This window comes from Flavisericum labens, from assembly GCF_045446075.1.
GTDB classification, from domain to species: Bacteria; Bacteroidota; Bacteroidia; order Flavobacteriales; family Flavobacteriaceae; genus Flavisericum; species Flavisericum labens.
The window spans coordinates 485,952-510,124 of sequence record NZ_JBJJBQ010000002.1; the positions used below are offsets into that span (position 1 = coordinate 485,952).

General features: G+C 36.4%; 19 protein-coding genes. 8 read left to right on the forward strand and 11 right to left on the reverse strand.

Going from position 1 to position 24,173, the window contains the following annotated elements; translation table 11 throughout:
- Nucleotides 1-116 precede the first annotated feature (116 nt).
- Nucleotides 117-1,223 (forward strand): DUF6920 family protein, encoded by a 1,107-nt coding sequence (locus ACIEHO_RS05845; RefSeq protein WP_406969602.1) that lies wholly within the window; start codon nucleotides 117-119, stop codon nucleotides 1,221-1,223.
- A 29-nt stretch (nucleotides 1,224-1,252) separates the two neighbouring features.
- Here ACIEHO_RS05845 and ACIEHO_RS05850 read toward each other — a convergent pair whose 3' ends face one another.
- Entirely contained in the window at nucleotides 1,253-2,218 is a 966-nt protein-coding gene (locus tag ACIEHO_RS05850; protein WP_406969604.1) for an IS110 family RNA-guided transposase, read from the reverse strand.
- Between the two features lie 616 nt (nucleotides 2,219-2,834).
- Here ACIEHO_RS05850 and ACIEHO_RS05855 point away from each other — a divergent pair.
- On the forward strand, nucleotides 2,835-3,263 hold the full coding sequence (locus tag ACIEHO_RS05855; protein ID WP_406969606.1) for a cupin domain-containing protein: 429 nt from the start codon (nucleotides 2,835-2,837) through the stop codon (nucleotides 3,261-3,263).
- Between the two features lie 309 nt (nucleotides 3,264-3,572).
- Complete coding sequence (locus ACIEHO_RS05860) at nucleotides 3,573-4,532, forward strand: family 43 glycosylhydrolase (protein ID WP_406969608.1); 960 nt, start codon at nucleotides 3,573-3,575, stop codon at nucleotides 4,530-4,532.
- 18 nt (nucleotides 4,533-4,550) lie between these two features.
- Here ACIEHO_RS05860 and ACIEHO_RS05865 read toward each other — a convergent pair whose 3' ends face one another.
- From ACIEHO_RS05865 to ACIEHO_RS05880, 4 genes are all read right to left on the reverse strand, one after another.
- Entirely contained in the window at nucleotides 4,551-5,441 is an 891-nt protein-coding gene (locus ACIEHO_RS05865) for a transglutaminase family protein (protein WP_406969610.1), read from the reverse strand.
- Complete coding sequence (locus ACIEHO_RS05870; protein WP_406969612.1) at nucleotides 5,442-8,000, reverse strand: circularly permuted type 2 ATP-grasp protein; 2,559 nt, start codon at nucleotides 7,998-8,000, stop codon at nucleotides 5,442-5,444.
- A gap of 6 nt (nucleotides 8,001-8,006) precedes the next feature.
- Nucleotides 8,007-11,336 (reverse strand): transglutaminase family protein, encoded by a 3,330-nt coding sequence (locus ACIEHO_RS05875; RefSeq protein WP_406969614.1) that lies wholly within the window; start codon nucleotides 11,334-11,336, stop codon nucleotides 8,007-8,009.
- Nucleotides 11,337-11,538: 202 nt separating this feature from the next.
- Complete coding sequence (locus tag ACIEHO_RS05880) at nucleotides 11,539-12,579, reverse strand: GMP reductase (RefSeq protein WP_406969616.1); 1,041 nt, start codon at nucleotides 12,577-12,579, stop codon at nucleotides 11,539-11,541.
- A gap of 132 nt (nucleotides 12,580-12,711) precedes the next feature.
- Between ACIEHO_RS05880 and ACIEHO_RS05885 the strand changes: the two genes are divergently transcribed.
- The gene (locus tag ACIEHO_RS05885) at nucleotides 12,712-14,124 is read left to right on the forward strand and encodes a response regulator (protein ID WP_406969618.1); all 1,413 of its coding nucleotides are present in this window, start codon (nucleotides 12,712-12,714) and stop codon (nucleotides 14,122-14,124) included.
- A gap of 16 nt (nucleotides 14,125-14,140) precedes the next feature.
- Here ACIEHO_RS05885 and ACIEHO_RS05890 read toward each other — a convergent pair whose 3' ends face one another.
- Nucleotides 14,141-15,010, reverse strand: a complete 870-nt coding sequence (locus tag ACIEHO_RS05890; RefSeq protein WP_406969620.1) for a lysophospholipid acyltransferase family protein — start codon at nucleotides 15,008-15,010, stop codon at nucleotides 14,141-14,143.
- Between the two features lie 56 nt (nucleotides 15,011-15,066).
- Between ACIEHO_RS05890 and ACIEHO_RS05895 the strand changes: the two genes are divergently transcribed.
- The 3 genes from ACIEHO_RS05895 (at nucleotide 15,067) to porQ (ending at nucleotide 19,476) form a co-directional block, all read left to right on the forward strand.
- On the forward strand, nucleotides 15,067-15,717 hold the full coding sequence (locus tag ACIEHO_RS05895) for a rhomboid family intramembrane serine protease (protein WP_406969622.1): 651 nt from the start codon (nucleotides 15,067-15,069) through the stop codon (nucleotides 15,715-15,717).
- 175 nt (nucleotides 15,718-15,892) lie between these two features.
- The gene (gene lon, locus ACIEHO_RS05900) at nucleotides 15,893-18,343 is read left to right on the forward strand and encodes an endopeptidase La (RefSeq protein ID WP_406969624.1); all 2,451 of its coding nucleotides are present in this window, start codon (nucleotides 15,893-15,895) and stop codon (nucleotides 18,341-18,343) included.
- Between the two features lie 113 nt (nucleotides 18,344-18,456).
- Nucleotides 18,457-19,476 (forward strand): type IX secretion system protein PorQ, encoded by a 1,020-nt coding sequence (gene porQ, locus ACIEHO_RS05905; protein ID WP_406969626.1) that lies wholly within the window; start codon nucleotides 18,457-18,459, stop codon nucleotides 19,474-19,476.
- 159 nt (nucleotides 19,477-19,635) lie between these two features.
- Here the strand turns inward: porQ and ACIEHO_RS05910 are convergent, their stop codons facing one another.
- Complete coding sequence (locus ACIEHO_RS05910; protein WP_406969628.1) at nucleotides 19,636-20,145, reverse strand: SRPBCC family protein; 510 nt, start codon at nucleotides 20,143-20,145, stop codon at nucleotides 19,636-19,638.
- The gene (locus tag ACIEHO_RS05915; RefSeq protein WP_406969630.1) at nucleotides 20,135-20,467 is read right to left on the reverse strand and encodes an ArsR/SmtB family transcription factor; all 333 of its coding nucleotides are present in this window, start codon (nucleotides 20,465-20,467) and stop codon (nucleotides 20,135-20,137) included. The genes ACIEHO_RS05910 and ACIEHO_RS05915 overlap by 11 nt, the downstream gene beginning before the upstream one ends.
- A gap of 242 nt (nucleotides 20,468-20,709) precedes the next feature.
- Between ACIEHO_RS05915 and cmk the strand changes: the two genes are divergently transcribed.
- On the forward strand, nucleotides 20,710-21,405 hold the full coding sequence (gene cmk / locus ACIEHO_RS05920) for a (d)CMP kinase (protein ID WP_406969632.1): 696 nt from the start codon (nucleotides 20,710-20,712) through the stop codon (nucleotides 21,403-21,405).
- Between the two features lie 18 nt (nucleotides 21,406-21,423).
- On the opposite strand, the gene ACIEHO_RS05925 is transcribed toward cmk, so the two are convergent.
- Genes ACIEHO_RS05925 through rlmD form a run of 3 tightly spaced genes read right to left on the reverse strand, consistent with a single transcriptional unit; the run spans nucleotide 21,424 to nucleotide 24,171 of the window.
- Complete coding sequence (locus tag ACIEHO_RS05925) at nucleotides 21,424-22,197, reverse strand: DUF6048 family protein (protein WP_406969634.1); 774 nt, start codon at nucleotides 22,195-22,197, stop codon at nucleotides 21,424-21,426.
- Nucleotides 22,163-22,705, reverse strand: a complete 543-nt coding sequence (locus tag ACIEHO_RS05930; protein WP_406969636.1) for a DUF6452 family protein — start codon at nucleotides 22,703-22,705, stop codon at nucleotides 22,163-22,165. The genes ACIEHO_RS05925 and ACIEHO_RS05930 overlap by 35 nt, the downstream gene beginning before the upstream one ends.
- Before the next feature lie 53 nt (nucleotides 22,706-22,758).
- Complete coding sequence (gene rlmD, locus ACIEHO_RS05935; RefSeq protein ID WP_406969638.1) at nucleotides 22,759-24,171, reverse strand: 23S rRNA (uracil(1939)-C(5))-methyltransferase RlmD; 1,413 nt, start codon at nucleotides 24,169-24,171, stop codon at nucleotides 22,759-22,761.
- Nucleotides 24,172-24,173: the final 2 nt, after the last annotated feature.

The following is a 24,173-nucleotide window of genomic DNA, read 5'->3' on the forward strand; positions in this document are numbered from 1 at the left end:
GATATTATTATCTTTAGGGGATATCAGTAACCAAAAACTTGTTATATTCTGACATATTTACGGGATATAGGGAATAAAAGTTATGATATAATACGTTAGCCACAAGCAAAAAAACAATGCGAATAGCTTTAATCATATTAATTGGAATACACGGAATTATCCACTTATTCGGATTTCTGAAAGCATTTGGCATATCTGAATTTAATGCTATTACACAGCCGATTTCTAAAACTTTTGGATTAGTCTGGCTATTGACATTTATTCTTTTTGCATTTGCAATCGTTTTATTAATATTTCAGTCCAATTATTGGTGGTTAAGTGGGTTTTTAGCTGTAATTGTTTCACAGATTTTAATTTTCAACTATTGGTCTGATGCAAAATTTGGTACAATAGCAAACCTAATAATTCTCATATCTGTAATAATAGCTTATTCAAACTTTAGTTTTAAAAATAAGATTGCAGAAGAAAGGAAAAAACTGTTTGAAAACTCACAGACTGTTAGTGAAAAAGTAATTACCAAAGAGACTATTTCGGAATTACCCTCAATTGTACAAAAGTGGCTAACTAACAACGAAACAATTGGTAAAATGTCGATTTCTAATGTGCATTTGACTCAAGAATTACAACTTAAATTAAGTCCCGACCAAGAAAACTGGAACAATGGAAAAGCCGAACAGTATTTTACAATAAATCCGCCAGCATTTAATTGGAACATTAATACTAAAATGAATTCAATTTTTAGCGTAGTTGGTCGAGATAAATTTGAGAACGGAAATGGAGAAATGACAATAAAGTTGTTATCGCTCATTTCTGTAGCAGATGCCAAAAACAACGATAAAGTTGACCAAGCAACCTTACAAAGATATTTAGCAGAAATAGTTTGGTTTCCTTCAGCGTCTTTAAGTCCATATATAAAATGGGAGTCTTTGGACGAATATTCCGCCAAAGCAACTATGGAATATAACGGAGCAAAAGGTACGGGAGAATTCTACTTTGACGAAAAAGGAAACTTTAAAAAATTTAATGCAATGCGTTTTCAAGATTCAAATGCAGTAGAACCAACCGAATGGACTGTAATAGCAACACAAACAGAAGAACGGAATGGAATAAAAATACCAATCGAATGCGAAGCAAGTTGGAAATTGGAAAGTGGCAAATGGACTTGGCTAAAATTAAAGATTAAGGACATTCAATACAACGTGAAAGAAATGCCAGATGGCTAACAAAGAACTGAGCTAAAAAACAAATCTTTTTAAGCCATTTTTGAAACAAAGTTTTCATTGTATGGCAATCCCGATTTCGCAATTGCAAATGCCTGTTTCAACAGTTTGTTGCAAACCGCCAACAAAGCCAGCTTTTTACTTTTTCCTTGTGCCACAATCCGTTCAAACAACTCTCTGCAAGCCTTATTGTATTGGCAAGCGGTAAAACTGCTCAGGAACAATTGGTTCCTTAATTTCTTGTTCCCTATTTTGCTTATCCGACTTCGTCCTCTTACGCTACTGCCAGATTGCCTGATGGTAGGTGTAATACCTGCATAGCAGCACAATTGTTTCGAGTTTTCAAACTTTGAAAAACCATCTGTGAATACAACCAATAAAATAGCTGCTTTTTCTCCAATGCCTGGAATGGTTTTTAAAAGCCGTAATTGTTCCTGTTGCTCTTCTTTTACCAAGTCTATCAATCGGGCTTCCAGTAGTGCCAGCTCCTTGTTTAAGTGCTTTATGGTTCTGCTCAATGAGCGATACACTGCTTTTGAGGGAATGCCCAAAACCTTTTCGCCATCCAGTTTGTTTTTCATGGCCGTACGGTGCTTTACATAAGTATCCATCAAGCGAAGTAACTGCAAACATTCGGCTTGACTTTTGTCCTTTGCCGTGTAAAGCGGTACTTCATTGTTACGTGCATATTCACAGATAGATTTCGCATCACTTTTATCTGTTTTTACCTTCGACAGTTTCATCTGGATAAAGCGCTTTACCGATAATGGGTTTACTACCGAAACAGCATAGCCCTTTTCATATAAATATTGTGCCAAACAATAATGGTAATAGCCCGTGGCTTCCATGACCACCAAACTTCCCTTTGATAGTTTTTTAATGAATTGCTTAAATCCCTTTTCATTGTTTGTAAACTGATTATATCCTGTCTCCAAACTAAAAACATCAAAGACATCTTTGCTGATGTCTATTCCAAAAAATTCTGTACTTTTATTCATAAGAACTGTTTTATGAAAGGACACTCTACTTTGCTTTCAACAACTTAAAAACGAGATCTTGGTCTCACAGAACTGAACGAAATTAAAGTAGAAAAGAGAGGGGATTATCAATGTTGCCGAAGTCTAAAGCTTCACCGTATATACTAACCTTAATCCTCTCTTTTGTTCTTTCTGATTTATATCAAATTTAATTAAAAGTCAAACTTAAGATGTCTATTCCAAAAAATTCTGTACTTTTATTCATAAGAACTGTTTTATGAAAGGACACTCTACTTTGCTTTCAACAACTTAAAAACGAGATCTTGGTCTCACAGAACTGAACGAAATTAAAGTAGAAAAGAGAGGGGATTATCAATGTTGCCGAAGTCTAAAGCTTCACCGTATATACTAACCTTAATCCTCTCTTTTGTTCTTTCTGATTTATATCAAATTTAATTAAAAGTCAAACTTAAGCCGTATAAAATTAATTGCTAGTTCGAGCCTACTTACGAAAGTCTTCTCGGACTTTCTATCTGTGATTTATTTGCTAACTTTAATACTTAACCACGTAACGAAATGATTCACCAGTTCGTTAGGCAACATTTAAAATTATAATAAAAACCAAATAATCAATATTATGAAACTAAAGACAGTACGTACCTTGATTTTTTTGGCAGTTTTTATTTTTACCGGCTGCTCAAATGAAAAGAAAAATCAAAATATCGATGCAAAGGAAGATGTTATTCAATCACTGAAAATTGAAAACTTACTCCGCGATTCTTTGGAACTGGAAGAAGGAATTGAAGTCATTATGAGTTACATAGAGCTTCCTAAAAACACAACGCTCCCAACTCATTATCATCCTGGTGAAGAATTTGTTTATTTAATACAAGGATCTGGAGAATTAACCTTAAAGGACAAATCAAAAATAATCATTAAGGCTGGTGAAACGGCGAAAGTACCACTTAGACATGTTCATAGTTTTTCATCATTAAATGAAGATGTAAAAGGAGTTGTTTTTAGAGTTCATGAAAAAGGACAACCAGATCGTATTTTAGTAGAATAGATGTGAGCTTAACAAATGACTGTTTTATAACAATAGCTTAAAGCTAGCATTTGGGATAGATAAGACACCGTACACAGGCCGTTACCGTATATTATGAAAAATAGGATTTTTAAAATATATAAAACTCCTAAAGAAAATGGCGAAAAAATCACTCATTTTTAGAAAAAGAAATTAAAAATGCAGTCGGCATTTTCACTAAATCGATATTCGTATGAAGCGTTTAAACATAAATGCCCAACATTAAAACTATATACCTTAATCATTTTTTAAAATTCATTTTCCAAAATTGATTCAAATAATACAACTCACATGAAGAAAAAGTCAGCTTTAATTTTTGCACTAGTAAGTACTTTAGCATTTTCACAAAACCCCTTAAATTTTGGAAGTAATATTAGAACTGCTGACCCATCTGCCCATGTTTGGAAAGATGGCAGGTTGTATATCTACGCTTCACATGATGAAGAATGCCAAGAAGATTTTTGGATGAAAGACTGGCATGTGTTTTCATCAGATGATTTAATAAATTGGAAAGACCATGGAGCGTGTTTATCGGTTGACGATTTGTCTTGGGCCGATAATTATGCTTGGGCACCTGATTGTGCATACAAAGATGGCAAATATTACTTTTGTTTCCCTGCAGGTACTGGCCATAAAGACCGCATAAATCCAGAAAACAGTACCAAATGGATGGGAGTGGGGATTGCTGTAAGCGAATCTCCAACGGGACCTTTTGTAGACCATATTGGTGCGCCACTATGGACGGAGCCATATTCCAACGACCCTTGTTTGTTTATTGACGACGGAACACCTTATTTATATGTGCATGGTAAGGGTGCAGATTATAACGTGGTGCAGCTTACTGATGATATGAATGCTGTGAAAGGCGATTTTCAAAAAATGGATATGGGAGGTTACGAACCTTCTATGGAAGGTCCTTGGGTTTTTAAAAGAGAAGATAATTATTATTTTACCATGCCTGAAGGAAATCGAGTACTGACATACTATATGTCTGATTCACCAAAAGGACCTTGGGAATATAAGGGTATTATTATGAAGCAGGAGCACGAAAGCAATAACCATCACTCTATTGTTGAGTACAATGGGCAATGGATTTTATTTTATCACCGCTGGATGGATACGGGTGATGTATGTGATAACAGAAAAAGACAACGCCAAATTTGTGCCGAATACCTTTATTTTAATGAAGATGGTACCATTCAGTTGGTAAAAAGAACTGAGGAGGGCTTATCGGCTGAGCCAAAAAAATAAGTGTGTTATCCATAAGTTTTAAACAGCAGGCCTAATATCTACGGCCACTTTCATTTTGTTTTTACCAGTGCTGTAAATAACACCTTTTAGAGGTGGTACATCGTAATAATCACGTCCGTAGGCCACTATAATATGTTGGTTCTTGGGGATTTGATTATTGGTTGGGTCAAAATCTACCCAACCGAAATGTGGTATATAAACCGAAAACCAGGCATGCGATGCGTCCGTTCCTACCAGTTTTTCTTTACCGGGCGGCGGCAGTGTTTCAATATAGCCGCTTACATAACGAGCAGGTAGGCCTACCGCACGAACACAGGCAATGGCGATGTGCGCAAAATCTTGGCAAACCCCTTTTTTTTGTTTTATGACTTCATGTATGGGCGTAGCGACATTGGTTACTTTGGTGTTGAATTCAAAATCGTTGAAAATACGCTGCATGAGCTCGTGGGCAGCTTCAAAGACAGAACGCTCTGGCTGAAAGGATATTTCAGCATAAGCCTGAATTTCTGGTGAAATTTTTGCAATCAGAACAGACTCTAGTATAAACTGCTTTATATCTGTAAATTCTGGTTTGAACCCTTTCAAGGCCTCTTGAGCCTCTCTTAAAGTGATTTTTTGTCCGTCAATAGAATCATTTATATTAGGGCTTAGAGTGAAATCTCTCAGAACTTTACTTTTAGCCGTTACTTTTAATTTGGTATGATGTTGCTGAATTGCAAAACGCGTAATGGTGTTACCAAAAAAATCTATTCTTTCTGAAAATTCTGTAGGTTCTGGGCTTATTTCCAATTGGTGATCTAAAACTTTTTGACCTAGGATATCCTGTGGTTTTACAGTAGCAATATTGTGGCAAAAGGTAACCCCGTGCTCGTATTCATAACTTGTGGTATGTGAAATTTGAAAAGTCATTTATTCAAGCGGAAAATTTTGGGTAAACATCTGTTTTTGCTGATAGGAATGATTGAAATACGTATCAGAAATAGCCATTGAGGCATCATGCAGCAGATTACTTATTTTTGATAGCATGTCATCTAGGTTTTTTCGATGTTTTCCTGTGTTGTCGGTTTGCAAAAGTAAATCGAGATTAGCGTTTTGAATTAAACAAAAAGCTTCATTAATGTTTTCTTGGCATTTGATAAATGTATGCGTTCCCTTTGATTCTGGTAATCTTGACATGTCTTTTTTTAACCTTCCAATTTGATAGGATAATGATTTGGAGTATTCTTTGTCCAGTAAAATGAGCTGGATGACGTTGCCTATGCTCAAATACGAACGGTAACTGTATCGATAGATATTTAAACTTTCATGGCTGGTTAATAGTGATTCTAAAATTTCGTATTGCAAATGTTCGTCGTGGTCAAAAATAAGTAACGACCTGCATTTGGCGATACTCATCATGGCTTGTTCGGTCTGTAGCCCAATAAAATAGAGCAATAAACCTTGGTTAACCAATATGCTTTCTTCAATAAGTCCCATAAACGCGATTAATCGGGTAACAATGCGGTCTAGTATTTTTGAGAGTTCGTTAATAGATTTGTCTTCGGTTTCTAAAAATTTTGCCCATTGTCTATTAATACCATCAAAAACACGCCACATATCTTTAGACCACAAGCTTCTCAAGGTATAATAAGAATTGCTGAAACTGGACATGATTTGGGCTAAACTACCTAATCGCTTTTCATCGGTCATTAAGGAAACAATCTCTTTTAACGGATTGCTTAAAGCTTTTGAAGCACCTTTGCCAACAAAACCAGGAAAAGTAGAAGTAATGTTGGTAATTGATTTGTAAAGCAGGTTTAAGCTTTCTGAATTAGAATTACGAGTATTATATTGGTCTTGGTTCATCTTGTTAAGAACCATGCGCAAATAACGCGTAGTAACTAAGGCACGACCTAAGTAGCGACCCGACCAATAAAGGTTTTCGGCCGTATTACTTGGTAAATCATTAATATCTGAAATTGAAATTTTACAGGTACTGTCCCAAGAATAATTTTGAATGTTGGTTTGTTCGTTATCTGAAACCACCCAAAAGTCCTTACTGATGCCACCACGTTGGTTAGAAACAAATAAGGTTTCTCGCTCGGCAGCCACACGCACTAAACCACCTGGCATTACATTGTAAATGTCATCTTTAGCAATGGCAAATGTCCGGCAAATTACTTTTCGGGGTTCTAAAGAGCCATTTTTAAAATCGGGCGCTGTCGAAAACGATATTTTCTCTTGGGCCACAAATGTATAGGGTGCCAATAAAATTTCTTTCTTTAAATTTTCCAGTGCGGTGTCATCTAAAAACTCACAGAAGAAAATATTTTCCCTGTTGGAGCGGTCAATGCGTTTTACAACCAAATCTCTTAAATGGTTTAAAACATAATCGCGCTCTTTTTCTTGTCCACACCACCAAGATGCAATTTGCGGTAAGATTAAATCTTCATCTAAAAAATAGTTACAAATAGCATTCATAAAGGGTATTAGACCAGAATTTTCAAGAATACCACTTCCAATAGGGTTAACAATGGCGACTTGCTGCTCTCTAACCACATCCAATAAACCAGCTACGCCCAAATAGGAATCTTCCCTAAGTTCTAAAGGGTCCATAAACACATCATCAACACGGCGCAATACAACATCAACCTGTTTGAGTTCTTTTAAGGTTTTCATCCATAATTTACCATTTCTAACTACTAAATCGTTTCCTGAAACCAAAGGATATCCCAAGAAGGACGCCATGTAAGAGTGTTCAAAATACGTTTCGTTATGTGGTCCCGGTGTTAATACAACAATATTGGGGTTTTCTCTATTTTGTGGTGCCGCTTTAATAAGCATTTGGTTGAGCTCATAAAAGAAAGCCGAAGGTTGTTTAATGTTTATATTTTGGAAAATATTTGGTAAAACTTTGCTAAGTGCATATCTGTTTTCTAGGGCATAACCCATTCCGGAAGGTGCCTGCGTTCTATCACTTACCACCCACATACGACCATCAGGACCTCTTGCCAAATCTGATGAATAAATGAGCAGATTTTTGGATGTTTTATATTGAATTTGGTCACATTGCCTTAAAAACCCGCGATGGGCAAAAATAATTTCTTGCGGAATAATGCCGTTTTTTATCAGCTCGCGTTTGCCGTAAACATCTTCTAAAATCAGGTTAAATAGTTCTGCGCGTTGTGCAATACCACTTTCAATAGTTTTCCATTCGTTCTCATGAATTAAAAAAGGAACGATGTTTAAACGCCACGACCTGCGTATACCATTGGGGTCATTGTAAACATTGTAGGTTACACCGTTTTCTTCCATCAACCAATTGACTTCGTTTTGTTTGGTCAATAGGTTTTTGGTGTCCATTTGGGTTAAATTATGGAGTAATTTTTCCCAATTTGAGTTAACGGTCATATTAGATTTTAATACTTCATCATAATTCCTGAAATCGGAAAAATAATTTTGAAATAAGGTATTTGAATCTATGGGCATTCGGTGTTACTTTTTTCTTAAATCTAGCGTTACAGGAAATTCTGCATTTACCGATAATTCTTTGTACTTAAATTTTTTAGAGCTGTATTGTTTTTTGATAGTTTTGTATTCTTCTTTGCTAATTTTACCACCTTTATCATCAATAATATCGCCTTGCGTGTGTCCAATATCCCAAAAACGATTAATACGTCTAGATTCGGCTTCAAGGCTATTTATAGGATAGGTTTCGTAGGCACGTCCTCCGGGATGGCCTACAAAATAAGTACAACCGCCTAGGGAGTGCTTATTCCAAGTGTCAACAATATCAAAAACCAACGGGGCATCTACGCCAATTGTGGGGTGCAATGCCGAATAAGGATTCCAAGCTTTATAACGTATGCCGGCAACATATTCACCTTTTACACCAGTGCTTGTTAAAGGCACTTTTACACCGTTGCAAGTTACAACATATCTTTTAGTTGTAAAGTTTGATACTTTAATTTGTACGCGCTCCAATGAAGAATCAACATATCTTGCTGTTCCACCACCAGACATCTCTTCGCCTAAAACGTTCCATGGTTCGATGGCAGCCCGCAATTCAAAATGAACATCGTTAATTGTGGTCATACCGTAGAGCGGAAACCTGAACTCGAAAAATGGATTAAACCAATCTTCTTTGAAATCGTAACCCGCTTTATTGAGTTGCTTAACAATACTTTTAATGTCTTCACGAACAAAATGTTCTATTAAAAACTTATCGTGCAGTTCGGTTCCCCAGCGAATTAAATCATGCTCATAGGGTGTTTTCCAAAACCAAGCTACTAATGTTCTAACCAGTAAATTTTGCATCAAACTCATTTGTGGATGCGGTGGCATATCGAAGGCACGGAGCTCTAAAATACCCAAACGTCCGGTAGATGAATCAGGTGAATATAGTTTATCAATACAGAATTCTGCACGGTGGGTGTTTCCTGTTAAATCGGTCAATAGATGACGGAATAACCTATCGGTTAACCAAAAAGGCACATCGCCACCTTTTGGGATTTTGCTGAAGGCAATTTCCAGCTCGTATAGATTTTCCATTCGGGCTTCGTCAATACGGGGAGCTTGACTTGTAGCCCCGATAAAGGCACCCGAAAATAAATAGGAAAGCCCAGGATGGTGTTGCCAAAAAGTGAGCAGACTTCGCAATAAGCTAGGTTTCCGCAACAATGGGCTATCAGCTGGCGAAACACCTCCTAATGTTACGTGATTACCTCCACCAGTACCCGTATGCTTACCGTCAAGCATAAACTTCTCAGTACCTAATCGTGATTGTTTGGCATGTTCATATAAGGTAAGGGTATTGTGCGTGAGTTCTTTCCAGTTTTTTGCCGGTTGTACATTTATTTCAATAACACCAGGATCTGGCGTTATTTTCATGGATTCCAAACGATTATCGTGAGGCGGGTCATAACCTTCAAAAACAACTGGGATATCAAGCTCTTTAGATGTCGCTTCAATGGCGGCAATGAGGTCTAGATAAAACTCAGCGGCATCTAATGGCGGTAAAAACAAATGAAGTTTATTGTCTCTTACCTCCGAACAAAGGGCTGTACGAACAAAATATTCGTTCTTACTTTCTTTAACACCTTCGCTTTTAGTTTTTTCAAATCGTTTTTCCACAGTGTTTGAATAAATGGGAAAGGCATCCTGTTTTGAAAATTGGTCGGGTTCAAATTTTGGAAATTCTTCTTGTTTTGGTTTTTTTATTAGTGAATCTAACGGTAATCTTAGTCCGATAGGTGAATTTCCAGGAATAAGAAAAATGTGCTTTCTACGGAATTTCCAGTCACTTGTATGCCATATTCCTTCAGAATTATTTAATGGCAGTACATAGCCAATAGGTTTTGAAGTCCCTCCTTTTAAAATTTCTTTCAGTTTATCTTTTACCAATAAATTACCATCTTCTTTTGTGGGGTCTATATCTATTGGGACTTGACCTTCTTGCCAAAGGAAATAAAAACTATCTTCGTATGTCGGTTTAATGTTTTTATCGGAAACACCTAGGTATTTGGTAAGTGTTTTTAAGAATTTCTTATCGGCATCTTTCGGTAATTTTTTGTTCTCTGAAAACAACGAAAGCAGGTTTTTGTTATTCCAAATAGGTTTACCGTCTTTTCGCCAGCAAATCTCAATAGACCAGCGGGGAAGTGGCTCTCCGGGATACCATTTACCCTGCGCTTGATGCAAAACGCCACCTTTTCCAAATTCGTCAAATAACCGTGCTGATAGGTCTCTAGCCAATTCACGTTTGTGTTCTCCATCGGCATCGGTATTCCATTCGGGCGATTCCATATCATCAATAGAGACAAATGTCGGCTCGCCTCCCATGGTTAAACGTACATCACCCTTTTCTAGTTCTTCTTCAACTTTATATCCTAAATTGTAAATGGCATTCCATTGCTCTTCTGTGTAAGGCTTTGTTACCCTGGGTGATTCAAAAATTCGTTTTACAGAATTTTCAAAAAAGAATTCTGTTTCACAAACATCGGTCATTCCAGATACAGGAGCCGCACTCTCAAAAGACGGTGTACATGCTAAGGGGATATGCCCTTCACCAGCCAATAGACCAGAAGTGGCATCAAAACCAATCCAACCAGCACCAGGAATGTAAACCTCCGCCCAGGCGTGTAAATCGGTAAAATCTTCTTCAGGTCCAGAAGGGCCGTCCAACGATTTTTCATCAGATTTTAACTGTACCAAATAACCCGATACAAAACGGGCACCATATCCTAAATGACGCAGAATCTGCACAAATAACCATGCGTAATCTCTACATGATCCGTTTTTTTGCCCAAGTGTTTGTTCGCATGTTTGCACACCGGGGTCCATTCGAATATTATAATTTAAAAACTCATATATTTTTCGGTTGATGTCAATTAAAAAATAAATGGTTTTTCTTGGTGATAAATCAACAGTTTTAAGAAATTCCTGTAAAAGTGGGCCGTTGTCGGTAATCTCTAAATAGGGCAGTAATTCTTTTTTTGTTGTATCCAGATACTGAAACGGGTATTCTTCAGCATATTTTTCAACAAAAAAGTCAAACGGATTTATGGTTTTTAAGTCAGCTATAATTTCAACATCAACAGAAAGCTCTTTGGTTTTTTCAGGAAAGGTCAATCGAGCTAAATAATTTCCAAAAGGGTCTTGTTGCCAGTTAAAAAAATGATTTTCTGGTTTTATTTTTATGGAATAGGCTTCAATGGGTGTTCTGCTGTGTGGAGCGGGGCGAAGTCTGAAAATATGTGGAGATAATGAAACTAAACGGTCGTATTTATATAAAGTTTTATGGGAAATAACAATTTTTAAAGCCATGAAAAGATTGATTTATTGCAGATATACTTTTATAAAAATACACTAAATTTTAGCATAATTTGTACTCTTCGGAATTTCGTTTAAATATTATTTAGATTTTCACTATTGCATTTTAAAACAGTGATATTAATAATTTTAAGGTTAATTTTTTTTAAATTCTTAATAAACAAAATAGTGCTTAAAAAGTTAAAAACCTTCTTTTTTATGAATCGTAAACTCTGTTTTCTTGCTCATTCACCCTAATAAATGTGGTGCGCTTGGTGAGTTCCTTTAATCTTGATGCTCCAACATAAGTGCAAGTACTGCGCAAACCACCCAAAATATCCTGTAAAGTGTTTTCAACCAATCCTTTGTATGGTACTTCTACTGTTTTGCCTTCGCTGGCACGGTAATTAGCCACACCACCAATATGTTTATTCATGGCTGTAGAAGAACTCATGCCATAGAATTTACGGAATGGTTTTCCGTTTTTTTCAATCATTTCACCACCACTTTCATCGTGGCCTGCCAACATGCCACCCAACATTACAAAATCTGCTCCAGCACCGAAAGCCTTGGCAATATCGCCTGGCGAGGCACAACCTCCATCACTGATAATCTGTCCGCCCAAGCCATGGGCCGCATCTGCACATTCTATAATGGCCGAAAGCTGGGGGTAACCTACTCCCGTTTTTACACGTGTGGTACAAACCGAACCCGGACCAATACCAACTTTAACAATATCGGCACCCGACAGCAATAGCTCTTCAACCATTTCGCCCGTAACCACATTACCGGCAATAATTACTTTTTCGGGGTATTGTTCTCTGGTTTGTTTTACAAAATGGGCAAAATGCTCAGAATAACCATTGGCCACATCAATACAGATAAATTTTAAACGCGGATGGATTTTAAAAATTTGGGCTAGCTTATTGGAATCTTGTTTGCTAATTCCAGTACTAACGGCGATGTAGTTTTCTGCATTTTCAGGTAAACTGGCTAAAAATACGCCCCAATCATCTGTGGAGTAATGTTTGTGTACGGCAGTAAATAACTTTTTATCTGATAGGGCATTGGCCATGTTAAAAGTGCCAACCGTATCCATATTTGCAGCCATAATAGGAATACCTTGCCATAAAATAGGACTATGTAAAAATTTAAATTCTCTTTCCAAAGTTACCTCAGATCGACTTTTTAAGGTTGAGCGTTTTGGCCTAATCATAACATCTTTAAACCCTAATTTTATATCGTATTCAATCCTCATTTTTTAAATATTAATAGTTAACTTATTCTAGTATAAAAGTAGTTAAATTTAAAATAATCGATTAGGGTATTTGCGTATTAATGTCTTGCTATTTCACATAATTATAAATAAGTTTGTTTAATGCGTCAATCTATGAATTTCCTGTCAAAATTTATAAAATCCATAAAAGTGAAAAGGAAGTTGTCCATTTTCATTTTTATATCTATTGCCGCTATTCTTTTACTTGGATACGCCTTTATCGACGAAAAAATTTATGCCAATAGTGTTGCACTATTTTTATTTGTAATAACCATTATACAGGTTTTTGGTTTGCAGTATTTTTTGAAAAGCCACTTGAAAAGCGAGGTTATAAAATCGAATTTAAAATATAGAATTGAGGAAATCAAGGAAGAACTGGAGATTGCCGATAATATAGCCAGCGATAAATCGGTTTATTTAGCTAATATGAGCTACGAGGCGCGCACGCCGTTGAGTACGGTTTTGGGGATGCTAAATATGTTGAAACAAAGCGATTTGACCGAAGATCAGAGAGCGCAAGTGGAGATTGCTCAATACTCTTCGCAACATTTATTGCAATTGGTAAATATGATAACGGACAACTCTGATGTCGAATCTGGAGGTGTCACCTTAAAAATGACAACTATAGATTTAAGGTCTGATTTAACCAAATTATTTAAGGTTTTTGAGTATCAAGCTTGGGAAAAAGGCTTAGAATTTAGTTATACCTTTTTACCTCATGATAAAAACAAGTTTTTGCTTATTGGAGATACAGCAAGAATTCAGCAAATACTCATAAATTTAATTAACAATGCCATAAAGTTCACTAATTCCGGGAAAGTTTCTGTGATTGTTGACCAAACGGTGGGTATTAAAGATGATCAGATTATAGCTTTTTACATAAAGGATACGGGAGTAGGCATGCGGCCTAACGAAGCTAAAAAGATACTGGATAATTCTGAAGAATCTATAGCTAGTCCGATTTTAAAGGATTATCGAGGAAGAGGGATTGGATTGTCCATTTCCAATAAACTTGTAAAACTTATGGGTGGTCAATTGAAATTGGAAAGTAAAGAAAACGAAGGCTCTACGTTTTACTTCAGCTTACAGCTTAAAAAGACATTAAACCTAAAGATAGAAGAAGAGATAAGCAATCCAGTATTGATGGAAAAGTTAAATGTACTGGTAGCAGAAGATAATAGGACTAACCAAAAGGTGATTAAATTTTTACTTGAAGAGCAAGGAGCCGATTGCACGTTTGCAAAAAATGGGTTAGAGGCTGTAGAACTCTATAAAATTTTAGATTTCGATATTATTTTCATGGATATTTATATGCCCGATATGGATGGTTACCAAGCCGCAAAATTTATAAAAGAAACAGATAAATATACCGTTAAGAAAACTCCAATTATAGCTGTTTCAGCCAGTGCTTTTGAGGAAGATATAAATAGTGCCAAACTCGCCGGAATTGACGACTTTTTAGCAAAACCTATAGAAGGAGAGATACTAAAGCAATTGTTGCTAAAGCACTCCAAGCAAAGTGTATAAATTGAAAATTAATATACTACTTTCTATGTTTCCAGCGTTTGTGGGTCCAAAAATAGTATTCTGGCGCTTTATGAATTTGCTTTTCAACTTCTTGCAAAAACATATCGGTTAATTCATAATTCTTGTATACATTAGAATCTTCAGCGAGTATCTTAATTTCAGCTTCATAATGTCCGCGTTTTACTTTATTGACTTTTAGGTAAGCCGTAGAAAAATCTAATTTTTTGGCCAAACGTTCTGCACCAGTAAAACAAGGAACTTCAATACCCATAAATGTGCTCCAATGCACTTCGTTTCTCAATCGTGGCGATTGGTCGCTTAAAAAACCGGTGATCGTTTTAATACCGTGGCTCTCTTGTTCCGTAATGGTACTGATTGTTTCTTTGGTACTTATAAGTGTGGTGTTGAATTTAGAACGAATGTCTCTAACCAATTTATCAAAATGCTTATTGGCCAGTTTTTTGTAAACCGCATATCCTTTATAGTTAATATAATTTTGTAAAACGATAGACCACTCCCAACTGGCATAATGGCCAAAAATAAGGATTATACTTTTGTTGAGTTTTTCCAATCGTTTTAATTCTTCGGGGTTGGTGATTTCAAAGCGCGTTTTTAATGATTTTTTAGAGATAGTCATGGTTTTTGCCATTTCTAGAAACATATCGCATAAATGTCTATAAAACTTCTTTTTTATTGTGGTTATTTCTTTTTCAGATTTATTAGGAAACACCAATTTTAGGTTATCGGTTACTACTTTTTTTCTGTAGCCAATAATGTAGTAAAGTAGTAAGTATAGGGCATCCGAAACCAAATAGAGCAATTTAAAAGGTAAGATGGAAATAATCCATAAAAACGGATAAACTAGAATATAAACTAGAAATTGCATGAATTAATTTTAGATTTGCAAATATATGCTAATTCAAATTTAAACGTTTACTATCCATGGGTAAAATAGAAGTTATAACCATCATACTGATTGCTGCAAACGTTATCATTTCTTATAAAGGATTTAACGATTATTCTTTTTTCGAAAAGTATAAATTTAATGTTGGCGCGGTTAAGCGTGGAGAGCATCTTCGTATTTTTAGTTCTGGGTTTTTACATGTAGATACGCAACATCTACTGTTTAATATGCTAACACTTTATTTTTTTGCTAATGTGGTTATAGCCCTTTTGAGTACCATGCAATTTATTGTAATTTATTTTGGTAGTTTACTGTTAGGTAATTTGTTATCTTTTTATTTCCATAAAAACGAATACCACTACAGTGCTGTTGGTGCCAGTGGCGCAGTTTCAGGAGTAATCTACGCTGCTATTTTGTTAAGGCCAGATATGAGTTTGTATTTGTTTTTTGTACCCATACCCATTCCTGCTTATGTTTTTGGAATGGGCTATTTATTGTACTCCATTTACGGTATGAAAAACCGTATTGGTAATATTGGTCATGATGCTCATTTTGGTGGAGCTGTTGGCGGTTATATTATTACGCTGGGGTTGGCGCCATGGCTTTTCGAAGCTAATCTTTTGATGGTGGTTTTGTTGGCTATTCCCATTGTAATTTTATTTGTTATGAAGAAAATGGGGAAGTTGTAACTTTTAAGGGAAATTGACTCCGTAAAAATAAGTATGGCATAGCTATTGACTTTATTAAGAAAATGATTTGATTATAATTTGATAAACCATATAAAATGAAGGGTTTAACAGATTTTTAAATAAACTAAAGAACACAGCAATCTGTTTTTAATGACAGATTGACTTAACAAAATATATGAAGAAATCGAATATCATGAATCTTGACAGTTTGTCATTGCAGGAATTTGACGAAAATGCAGAGTTAATTCCGTTGATGACTCCAGAAGATGAAGAAGCCATAAACAACGAGGAGCTCCCTGAAACCTTACCTATTCTATCGTTACGAAATACAGTATTGTTTCCTGGCGTGGTGATTCCTATTACGGCTGGCAGAGATCAATCCATAAAACTGATTAACGATGCCAATAAAGGCGGGAAAGTAATTGGCGTAGTAGCCCAAAAGGATGAAGATGTTGAAAAACCATCAGCAAAAGACATTCATGAAACGGGTACCGTCGCTAGAATTTTACGCGTTTTAAAAATGCCTGATGGTAACGTAACGGTAATTATTCAGGGTAAAAAGCGTTTTAAGGTAGCCGAAGTGATTACCGAAGAACCATACATGAACGCTACGATTCGCGATATTCCTGAAGCCAAACCGGCTCAAAAAAACAAAGAATTTTCAGCCATTATCGATTCCATTAAGGATTTGGCTTTGGAGATTATTAAGGAAAGTCCGAATATACCTAGTGAGGCTTCCTTTGCTATAAAGAACATTGAAAGCAATTCGTTCTTGGTAAATTTTGTGTCCTCAAACATGAATCTTACTGTAAACGAAAAACAGGAGCTTTTAGAGATAAACGATTTGAAAAAGCGTGCTTTGGCGACTCTAAAATACATGAATGTCGAGTTTCAGAAATTAGAACTTAAAAACGACATCCAGTCTAAAGTTCAAATGGATATGAGCCAACAGCAGCGCGAGTATTTCCTTCACCAACAGATGAAAACTATCCAAGAAGAATTGGGGGGTGTGAGCCACGATAGTGAGATTGAGGAAATGCGCATTAAGGCTAAAGACAAAAAATGGGACGAAAAAGTAGCCAAGCATTTTGAAAAGGAAATAGCTAAAATGCAACGCATGAACCCTCAAGTGGCGGAGTATTCCATACAACGAAACTATTTAGAGTTGTTTCTGGATTTGCCATGGAATGAGTTTAGCAAAGACAAGTTCGACTTAAAACGGGCCATGAAAATCTTGAATAGAGATCATTTTGGATTGGAAGATGTAAAGCGAAGAATTATAGAATATCTTGCTGTTTTAAAGCTTAGAAACGATATGAAATCGCCCATTCTGTGTTTGTACGGTCCTCCTGGAGTAGGTAAAACATCATTGGGGAAATCTATTGCTGAGGCTTTGGGCCGTGAGTATGTGCGAATGTCTTTGGGTGGTTTGCGTGATGAAGCGGAAATCCGAGGTCATAGAAAAACCTATATAGGTGCTATGCCCGGGCGAATTATTCAAAGTTTGAAAAAAGCAGGCACATCAAATCCTGTGTTTGTACTGGACGAGATTGATAAACTTGCTACTTCACATCAAGGTGACCCATCCTCTGCTATGTTAGAGGTATTAGATCCAGAACAGAACAGCGAGTTCTACGATAATTTCTTGGAGATGGGTTACGACCTTTCTAAGGTTATGTTTATAGCAACGTCAAACAGTTTGTCAACGATTCAGCCTGCGCTGCTCGACAGAATGGAAATTATAAACGTTACAGGTTATACCATTGAAGAAAAGGTAGAAATAGCCAAACGCCACCTATTGCCTAAGCAGTTAAAAGAGCATGGTTTATCTGCAGAACATTTAAAAATAGGTAAACCGCAATTGGAAAAAATAGTGGAGGGCTATACGCGAGAATCTGGTGTTCGTGGTTTAGAAAAACAAATTGCTAAAATGGTGCGTCATGCGGCTAAAAATATAGCCATGGAAGAGGACTATAATATTAAGGTGACCAATGAAGATATTATTGAAGTACTTGGCGGTCCAAAATTAGAGCGTGATAAATACGAAAACAACAATGTTGCAGGAGTGGTTACAGGTTTAGCTTGGACTAGAGTTGGTGGTGATATTTTATTTATAGAATCGATTCTATCAAAAGGAAAAGGTTTAATGAGTGTTACCGGAAACTTGGGTAAAGTGATGAAAGAATCAGCTACCATAGCTATGGAGTACATCAAATCTAATGCTGATGAGTTTGGTATCGACTCGGCTGCTTTCGATAATTATAACGTTCATATTCACGTGCCTGAAGGTGCAACACCTAAGGACGGTCCAAGTGCTGGGGTAACGATGTTAACGTCATTGGTATCGCTTTTCACACAAAGAAAAGTAAAGAAAAGTTTAGCCATGACAGGTGAAATCACGCTTCGTGGAAAAGTGCTTCCAGTTGGAGGTATTAAAGAAAAGATTTTGGCCGCAAAACGTGCCAGGATAAAAGAGATTTTACTTTGTGAAGACAATCGTCGAGATATTGAGGAAATTAAGCCAGAATACTTAAAAGGGCTAACATTCCATTATGTAACAGATATGAGCGATGTTATTAAATTGGCGCTCACTAATCAAAAAGTTAAAAACGCCAAAAAAATATAAATAAAATATAGTTATAAGAAACCTCGAAAAGTTTTCGAGGTTTTTTTGTGATTTAAAATAAATAACTCTTGCTACCGTTTTAAGATAGATTTACTTTCTTTGTGTTCGTAAATATGCTGAAAAAGATTCTCCCATTTTGTTTTCTTGCCCTTACAACTTTGACTATGGCTCAGGTTGGTGGAGAGCATACCTATCAGTTTTTAAACTTGGTATCTTCTCCACGTCAAGCTGCTTTAGGAGGAAAAGTGCTCACCAATGTAGATTACGATGTTACCCAAGCCTTGTTCAATCCGGCAACAATAAATGTTGAAATGGATAATCAATTGGCCTTAAACTACACCAGTTATTTAGGCGGAATTGGTTATGGAACTGCCGCATATGCTTATACAGTTGATAGGCATACGCAAACCTTTCATGGTGGGATAACTTATATAAATTATGGTTCTTTTGATGGCTATGATGAAGATGGGAATTCTACTGGGACATTTAGCGGAAGTGAAACGGCACTTTCATTAGGTTATGCTACTCAAATTGGTTATTCCGATTTTTATTTTGGTGGAAATCTAAAACTGATAACCTCAAAGCTAGAACAATACGGTTCTTTTGGAGCAGCGATAGATTTAGGTTTGCTTTACATCAATGAAGATATGGATTTCAATGCAGCGCTAGTGGTGAGAAACTTTGGTTCTCAAATCACAACGTATGCCGGTTTAAATGAATCTTTGCCTTTTGAAGTAGCCTTAGGGATGTCTCAACGATTGGAAAACGTTCCTATCCGTTGGCATGTTACTTTAGAAAACTTACAGCAATGGCCCATATCTAGGCCTAATCCGGCAAGGACAACCAGTGATCTAAGTGGCAACCAAACTACCGAAAAAATTGGGTTTATCGGTCAAGTGATTCGCCATGCTATTGTTGGTGCAGAAGTTTTTCCAGAAGGTGGCTTTAACATCCGAGTTGGATACAATTTCAGAAGGGGTGAAGATTTGAGAATTCAGGACCAACGCAACTTTTCGGGGCTTTCAGCTGGTATTTCAATTAAAATGAATAAAATGCGTTTTAGTTATACGCACGCCAAATACACGAGTGCAGCCAATTCAAACTTTTTCGGCTTGCAAATTGATTTGCAGTAGTAAAGTGCTAGTAAGCGAATCCTAGTTATTTGCTAATACTCCAACCTAAGGGTTTGTACCCATATTATAGCATTGGTAGGTAAATGCAAGTGTGTCCATGGGTATAACCACTTCCATCATCTTTTTGATGGAAGTGGTTATCCAAAAATGATTTTGTGTTTATTTATTTTTTAATGTTGCCAATAAATCATCCAGTTGATTTAATCCCGTGGTAAATCCTTCTTGGAAGCCCATGTTAATGACTTGTTCCAAATCGGAAAGTTTCTCATAGGTTGACACAACAGAAACCAATGTTAGGTCGTCCTCAATTCTGGTAAAGGTATTGGCCCATTTAGTTCTTGGCATCGCCTCATTGGCCGAGCCATTTTCATCACAAAAGGCATCTAAGCCCGTAAAACTTTTCCTTGGTTCTATTTTTTGATAATCGTTCTTGCACCAATGTTTTTGGTTTTCTGGGCTAAGCATATAATACAGCCAAGTTCCACCTTCTTTGAAGTCCATTGATTTTGTAACCGCTTTGTAGGGTTTTGGTGCCCACCATTGGTCTAGTAGTTCTGGTTTGGTCCAAGCATCCCAAACTAAATCGAGGTTTGCAACAAACTCACGTTCTACATTTACCGTATTGTTTTCTTTGTTGATTTTAAAATCGAATAATAAGTTATTTTTCATTCTCTTTGTTCTTAATTGTTGATAATAAATTGTCAAGTTGCTCAAAACGGTTTTCCCAAATTTTTCTGAATTGTTCCAGCCATTTATCTATTTCTTTCATTTTCTCGATTTGAAGCTTATAATAAATTTCTCGGCCTTGTTGGTTTGCTTCTAATAAGTCACATTCGTTCAAGATTTGGATGTGCTTTGAAATGGTAGGCCTTGCTGCATCAAATTTATTAGCAATAGCTCCTGCTGTCATTGTCTGTGAGGTAAGTAGTACTAAAATCGCTCGTCTTGTTGGGTCGGAAATTGCTTGAAATATGTCTCTTCTTAATTTCATTATGAAGTTATTTGGCTACAAATATATGTGAAGTTATTTAGCTACACAAATAATTTTCGCTTTTTTTTAATTAGAAGTAGAAGATATAGTCGGTTTTGTTGATGTGATTAGGTATGCTTTTTTATTAAGTAATAAATAACTATTTTGAAAATAAAGTATTATTAGTTGAATTTACTTTAAACATGTCTTATCTGTTTTACACGTTATGCATTTTAAGTATTTTTAGCCTTCAAAAACAAAGCATGCAAAAAATTACCATAGCCATAGACGGGTTTTCATCAACAGGAAAAAGTACAGTTGCTAAACAACTGGCCAAACATTTGGGCTATGTTTATGTAGATACTGGCGCCATGTACCGAGCGGTTACACTTTATGCCATGCAAAACGGACTGATACATTCCGAAGATTTTAATAAGGAAGCATTAATTTACCAATTACCAGAAATTAATATCAGTTTTAAATTTAATAGAGATTTGGGGTTTGCAGAAGTCTATTTGAATGGCGTTAATGTTGAGAAACAAATCAGAAGCTTGGAAGTTTCCAGTTTTGTTAGTAAAGTTGCTGCCATTTCGGAAGTGCGCCAAAAATTGGTTGAACAGCAACAAAAAATGGGTGCCGATAGAGGGGTTGTTATGGATGGAAGGGATATTGGTACCGTAGTTTTTCCAGATGCCGAACTTAAATTATTTATGACGGCTTCGGCCGAAACTCGTGCAAAACGACGTTTTGATGAACTTATTGGGCGCGGCGATAAAGTAAAATTTGATGATGTATTGAAAAACGTTAAGGAACGCGATTACATTGATTCCAATAGAGAAGATTCTCCACTAGTAAAGGCTGAAGATGCCATTGAAATTGATAACTCAAATATGACATTGGATGAACAGTTTGAAAAAATCCTTCGATTAGTTAAAATGACTATTGAAGATTGCGAATAATCACGCGTTCAAAGAGAATTAATTTTCCGTTTCAGGTTCGGTCTGAATTTTAGGTTTTTCAACTTTTTTATACTTCTTGTAAAGCGGAATTCTGTATGATAAAAAATAACTGTACCCTACACCAATACCCGTGCTGTCATAAGTTTTCCCAAAGCCGGGAATGTAAATATTCTGAAAGTTATTGGGTTCGGTTTCGTTTGCTTTAAGCTTCAGTTGAGCGTTAAGGCCCAGATAAAGATTGTTAAGTAATTCTACCTTAATTCCTAAAATAATTTCTGCCCAAAGCGCCGTTAAACCACTAAATGATTCATTTTCATTTATCGTTAATTGTTCCCAATATTGATTGGTGTTATAAACAGTAAAGCTGTTTAAATCATGACTGAAGGTAGCTGCGCCAATTCTGAAACCAGCATAAATCATGTTGTCCATATCCAGCCAGTTTTCATACATGTTATAATCAATACCGGCTTTTATATATGAGCCTTTACTGGTAATGTCAAGATAATCTGTCGCATTGTTTTTTTCCTCAAAACCAATTTCCCCAGCAACGTAAAGGTCTTTTTTTAGGCGATAATCACCCTGAATTTCAAAACCAGCATAATTATCATCAAGAGAAGACCGTATGAGTTTTCCAATATCACCACCAACCCTAAGGCCATATTTGAGTTTTACCCTAGTTGTATCCGCTGAAACGCTTGCAATACTGTCATTTTGGGCGCTAACAGAAACATTTAGTAGTATAAATGCCAAAAGGCTGCTAATGCGTAATATTGAAGTGCGTTGTTGTTTCATCTTCTACAGATTGGTTATCGGTTAAAGGCTGTCTGGAAAGCATCCAGTTATCGCCGTCTGGTTCAATGGTGAGGGTTACGTTTTTAAAAATAGTTTTATATCCACAAGCTCGAGATACAAAAACTTGCTCCCGGCTGTAATTTATGGTTATGACGTCTTGGTTGCCATCAACGAAATCGTCACTACTGTCGTCAGGCGTGCCATTGTCATTAACGTCGGCTTCTTTAAAAACGACAAATTGGGTAGAGTTTTCGGTGGTTTTCAGCGGGAGTAAAAGTGTTGAGGCACTGACAAAATTATAATCATCTAAAATATTTTCGTTTCCTACACCTGCAACGACAATGTCGAAAACATTTTTTTTGTTGTCGGAGTTGTTGGCATCTAAAAAATCGATGACCAAGCGCGGTGTAGTCGGCGTGCTTTCTGGGCAAATATCATCACGTTCACAACTAATTGACATTACAACTATCAATAGCACCGGAATGAATAGAATTTTAAAGTATTTCATTTTATTAGAAATAGATTCCGAGTTTATCGGAATAGTATTTTGTTTATTACTGATTATCGGCGTTCTAAAAGCACGACGTTTTCAACATGAAACGTTTGAGGGAACATATCAACAGCTTGTGTTTTTGCCACTTTGTACTGACCGTCCATTAACGCTAAATCGCGTGCCTGGGTGGCGCTATTGCAACTCACGTATACAACGCGTTTAGGTGCTATGTTCAATATTTGTTGAACCACATCTTTGTGCATGCCATCTCTTGGTGGATCGGTAATTATAACGTCAGGTTGGCCATGCTTATTAATAAATTCGCTGTTAAACACATGTTTCATATCGCCCACAAAGAAATCAACGTTGTTAATGTTGTTTAATTGTGCATTTTCTTTGGCAGCAGCGATAGCATCGGGTACGGCTTCAACACCAACTACTTTTTTAGCCTTTTTAGCTACAAATTGGGCAATGGTGCCTGTTCCCGTGTACAAATCGTAAACCAGTTCGTTTCCGGTTAAACCGGCAAAATCTCTTGTAATTTTATAAAGCTCGTAAGCTTGTTCAGAATTGGTTTGGTAAAACGATTTCGCGTTAATTTTAAATTTTAGCCCTTCCATTTCTTCAAAAATATGGTCGTTGCCATTATAGCAAATCACATCTTGGTCGTAAATGGTGTCGTTGCCTTTGCTATTTATAACATAAAGCAATGAGGTAATCTGCGGGAATTTTTCAGATATAAAATCAAGTAATAGCTCACGTTTAGCTGTGTCGCTTTTAAAAAACTGAATGAGTACCATAACATCACCCGTTGTAGATGTTCGAATCATCATAGTACGCAGCAACCCGGTTTGGTTACGGGTGTTGAAAAATTCCAAATCGTTTTCAACGGCAAATCGCTTTACAGCATTTCTTATGGCGTTGGATGGATCTTCTTGTAAATGACATTTCTTCACATCTAGAATTTTATCCCACATTCCCGGAATATGAAAACCCAGTGCATTTTTGTCACCTAAATCTTTATCAGATTGAATTTCATCAAGGGTCAGCCAACGGCTGTCACTAAATGAAAATTCCATTTTATTTCTGTAGAAATATTGTTTCTCAGATCCTAGAATAGGGGTGACCTCTGGGAGCTCAATGTGACCAATACGTGTTAAATTATTGGTTACTTCTTTTTGCTTATAATACAATTGCTGCCCATAGGTCATGTTTTGCCATTTGCATCCGCCGCAAGTACCAAAATGTTCACAAACGGGTTCTGTACGCTTATCGGAATGCTCATGAAAAACGGTGGCTTTACCTTCGTAATAAGATTTTCGCTTTTTAAAGGTTTGTATATCTACCACATCGCCTGGTACGGCATTAGATAAAAAAATCACTTTGCCATCTGGGGCCTTGGCAATGGTTTTTCCTTTGGCGCCAGCATCAATGACTTCTATATTTTCAAAAATTATCTTTTTGGTTTTTTTTCTAGACATGC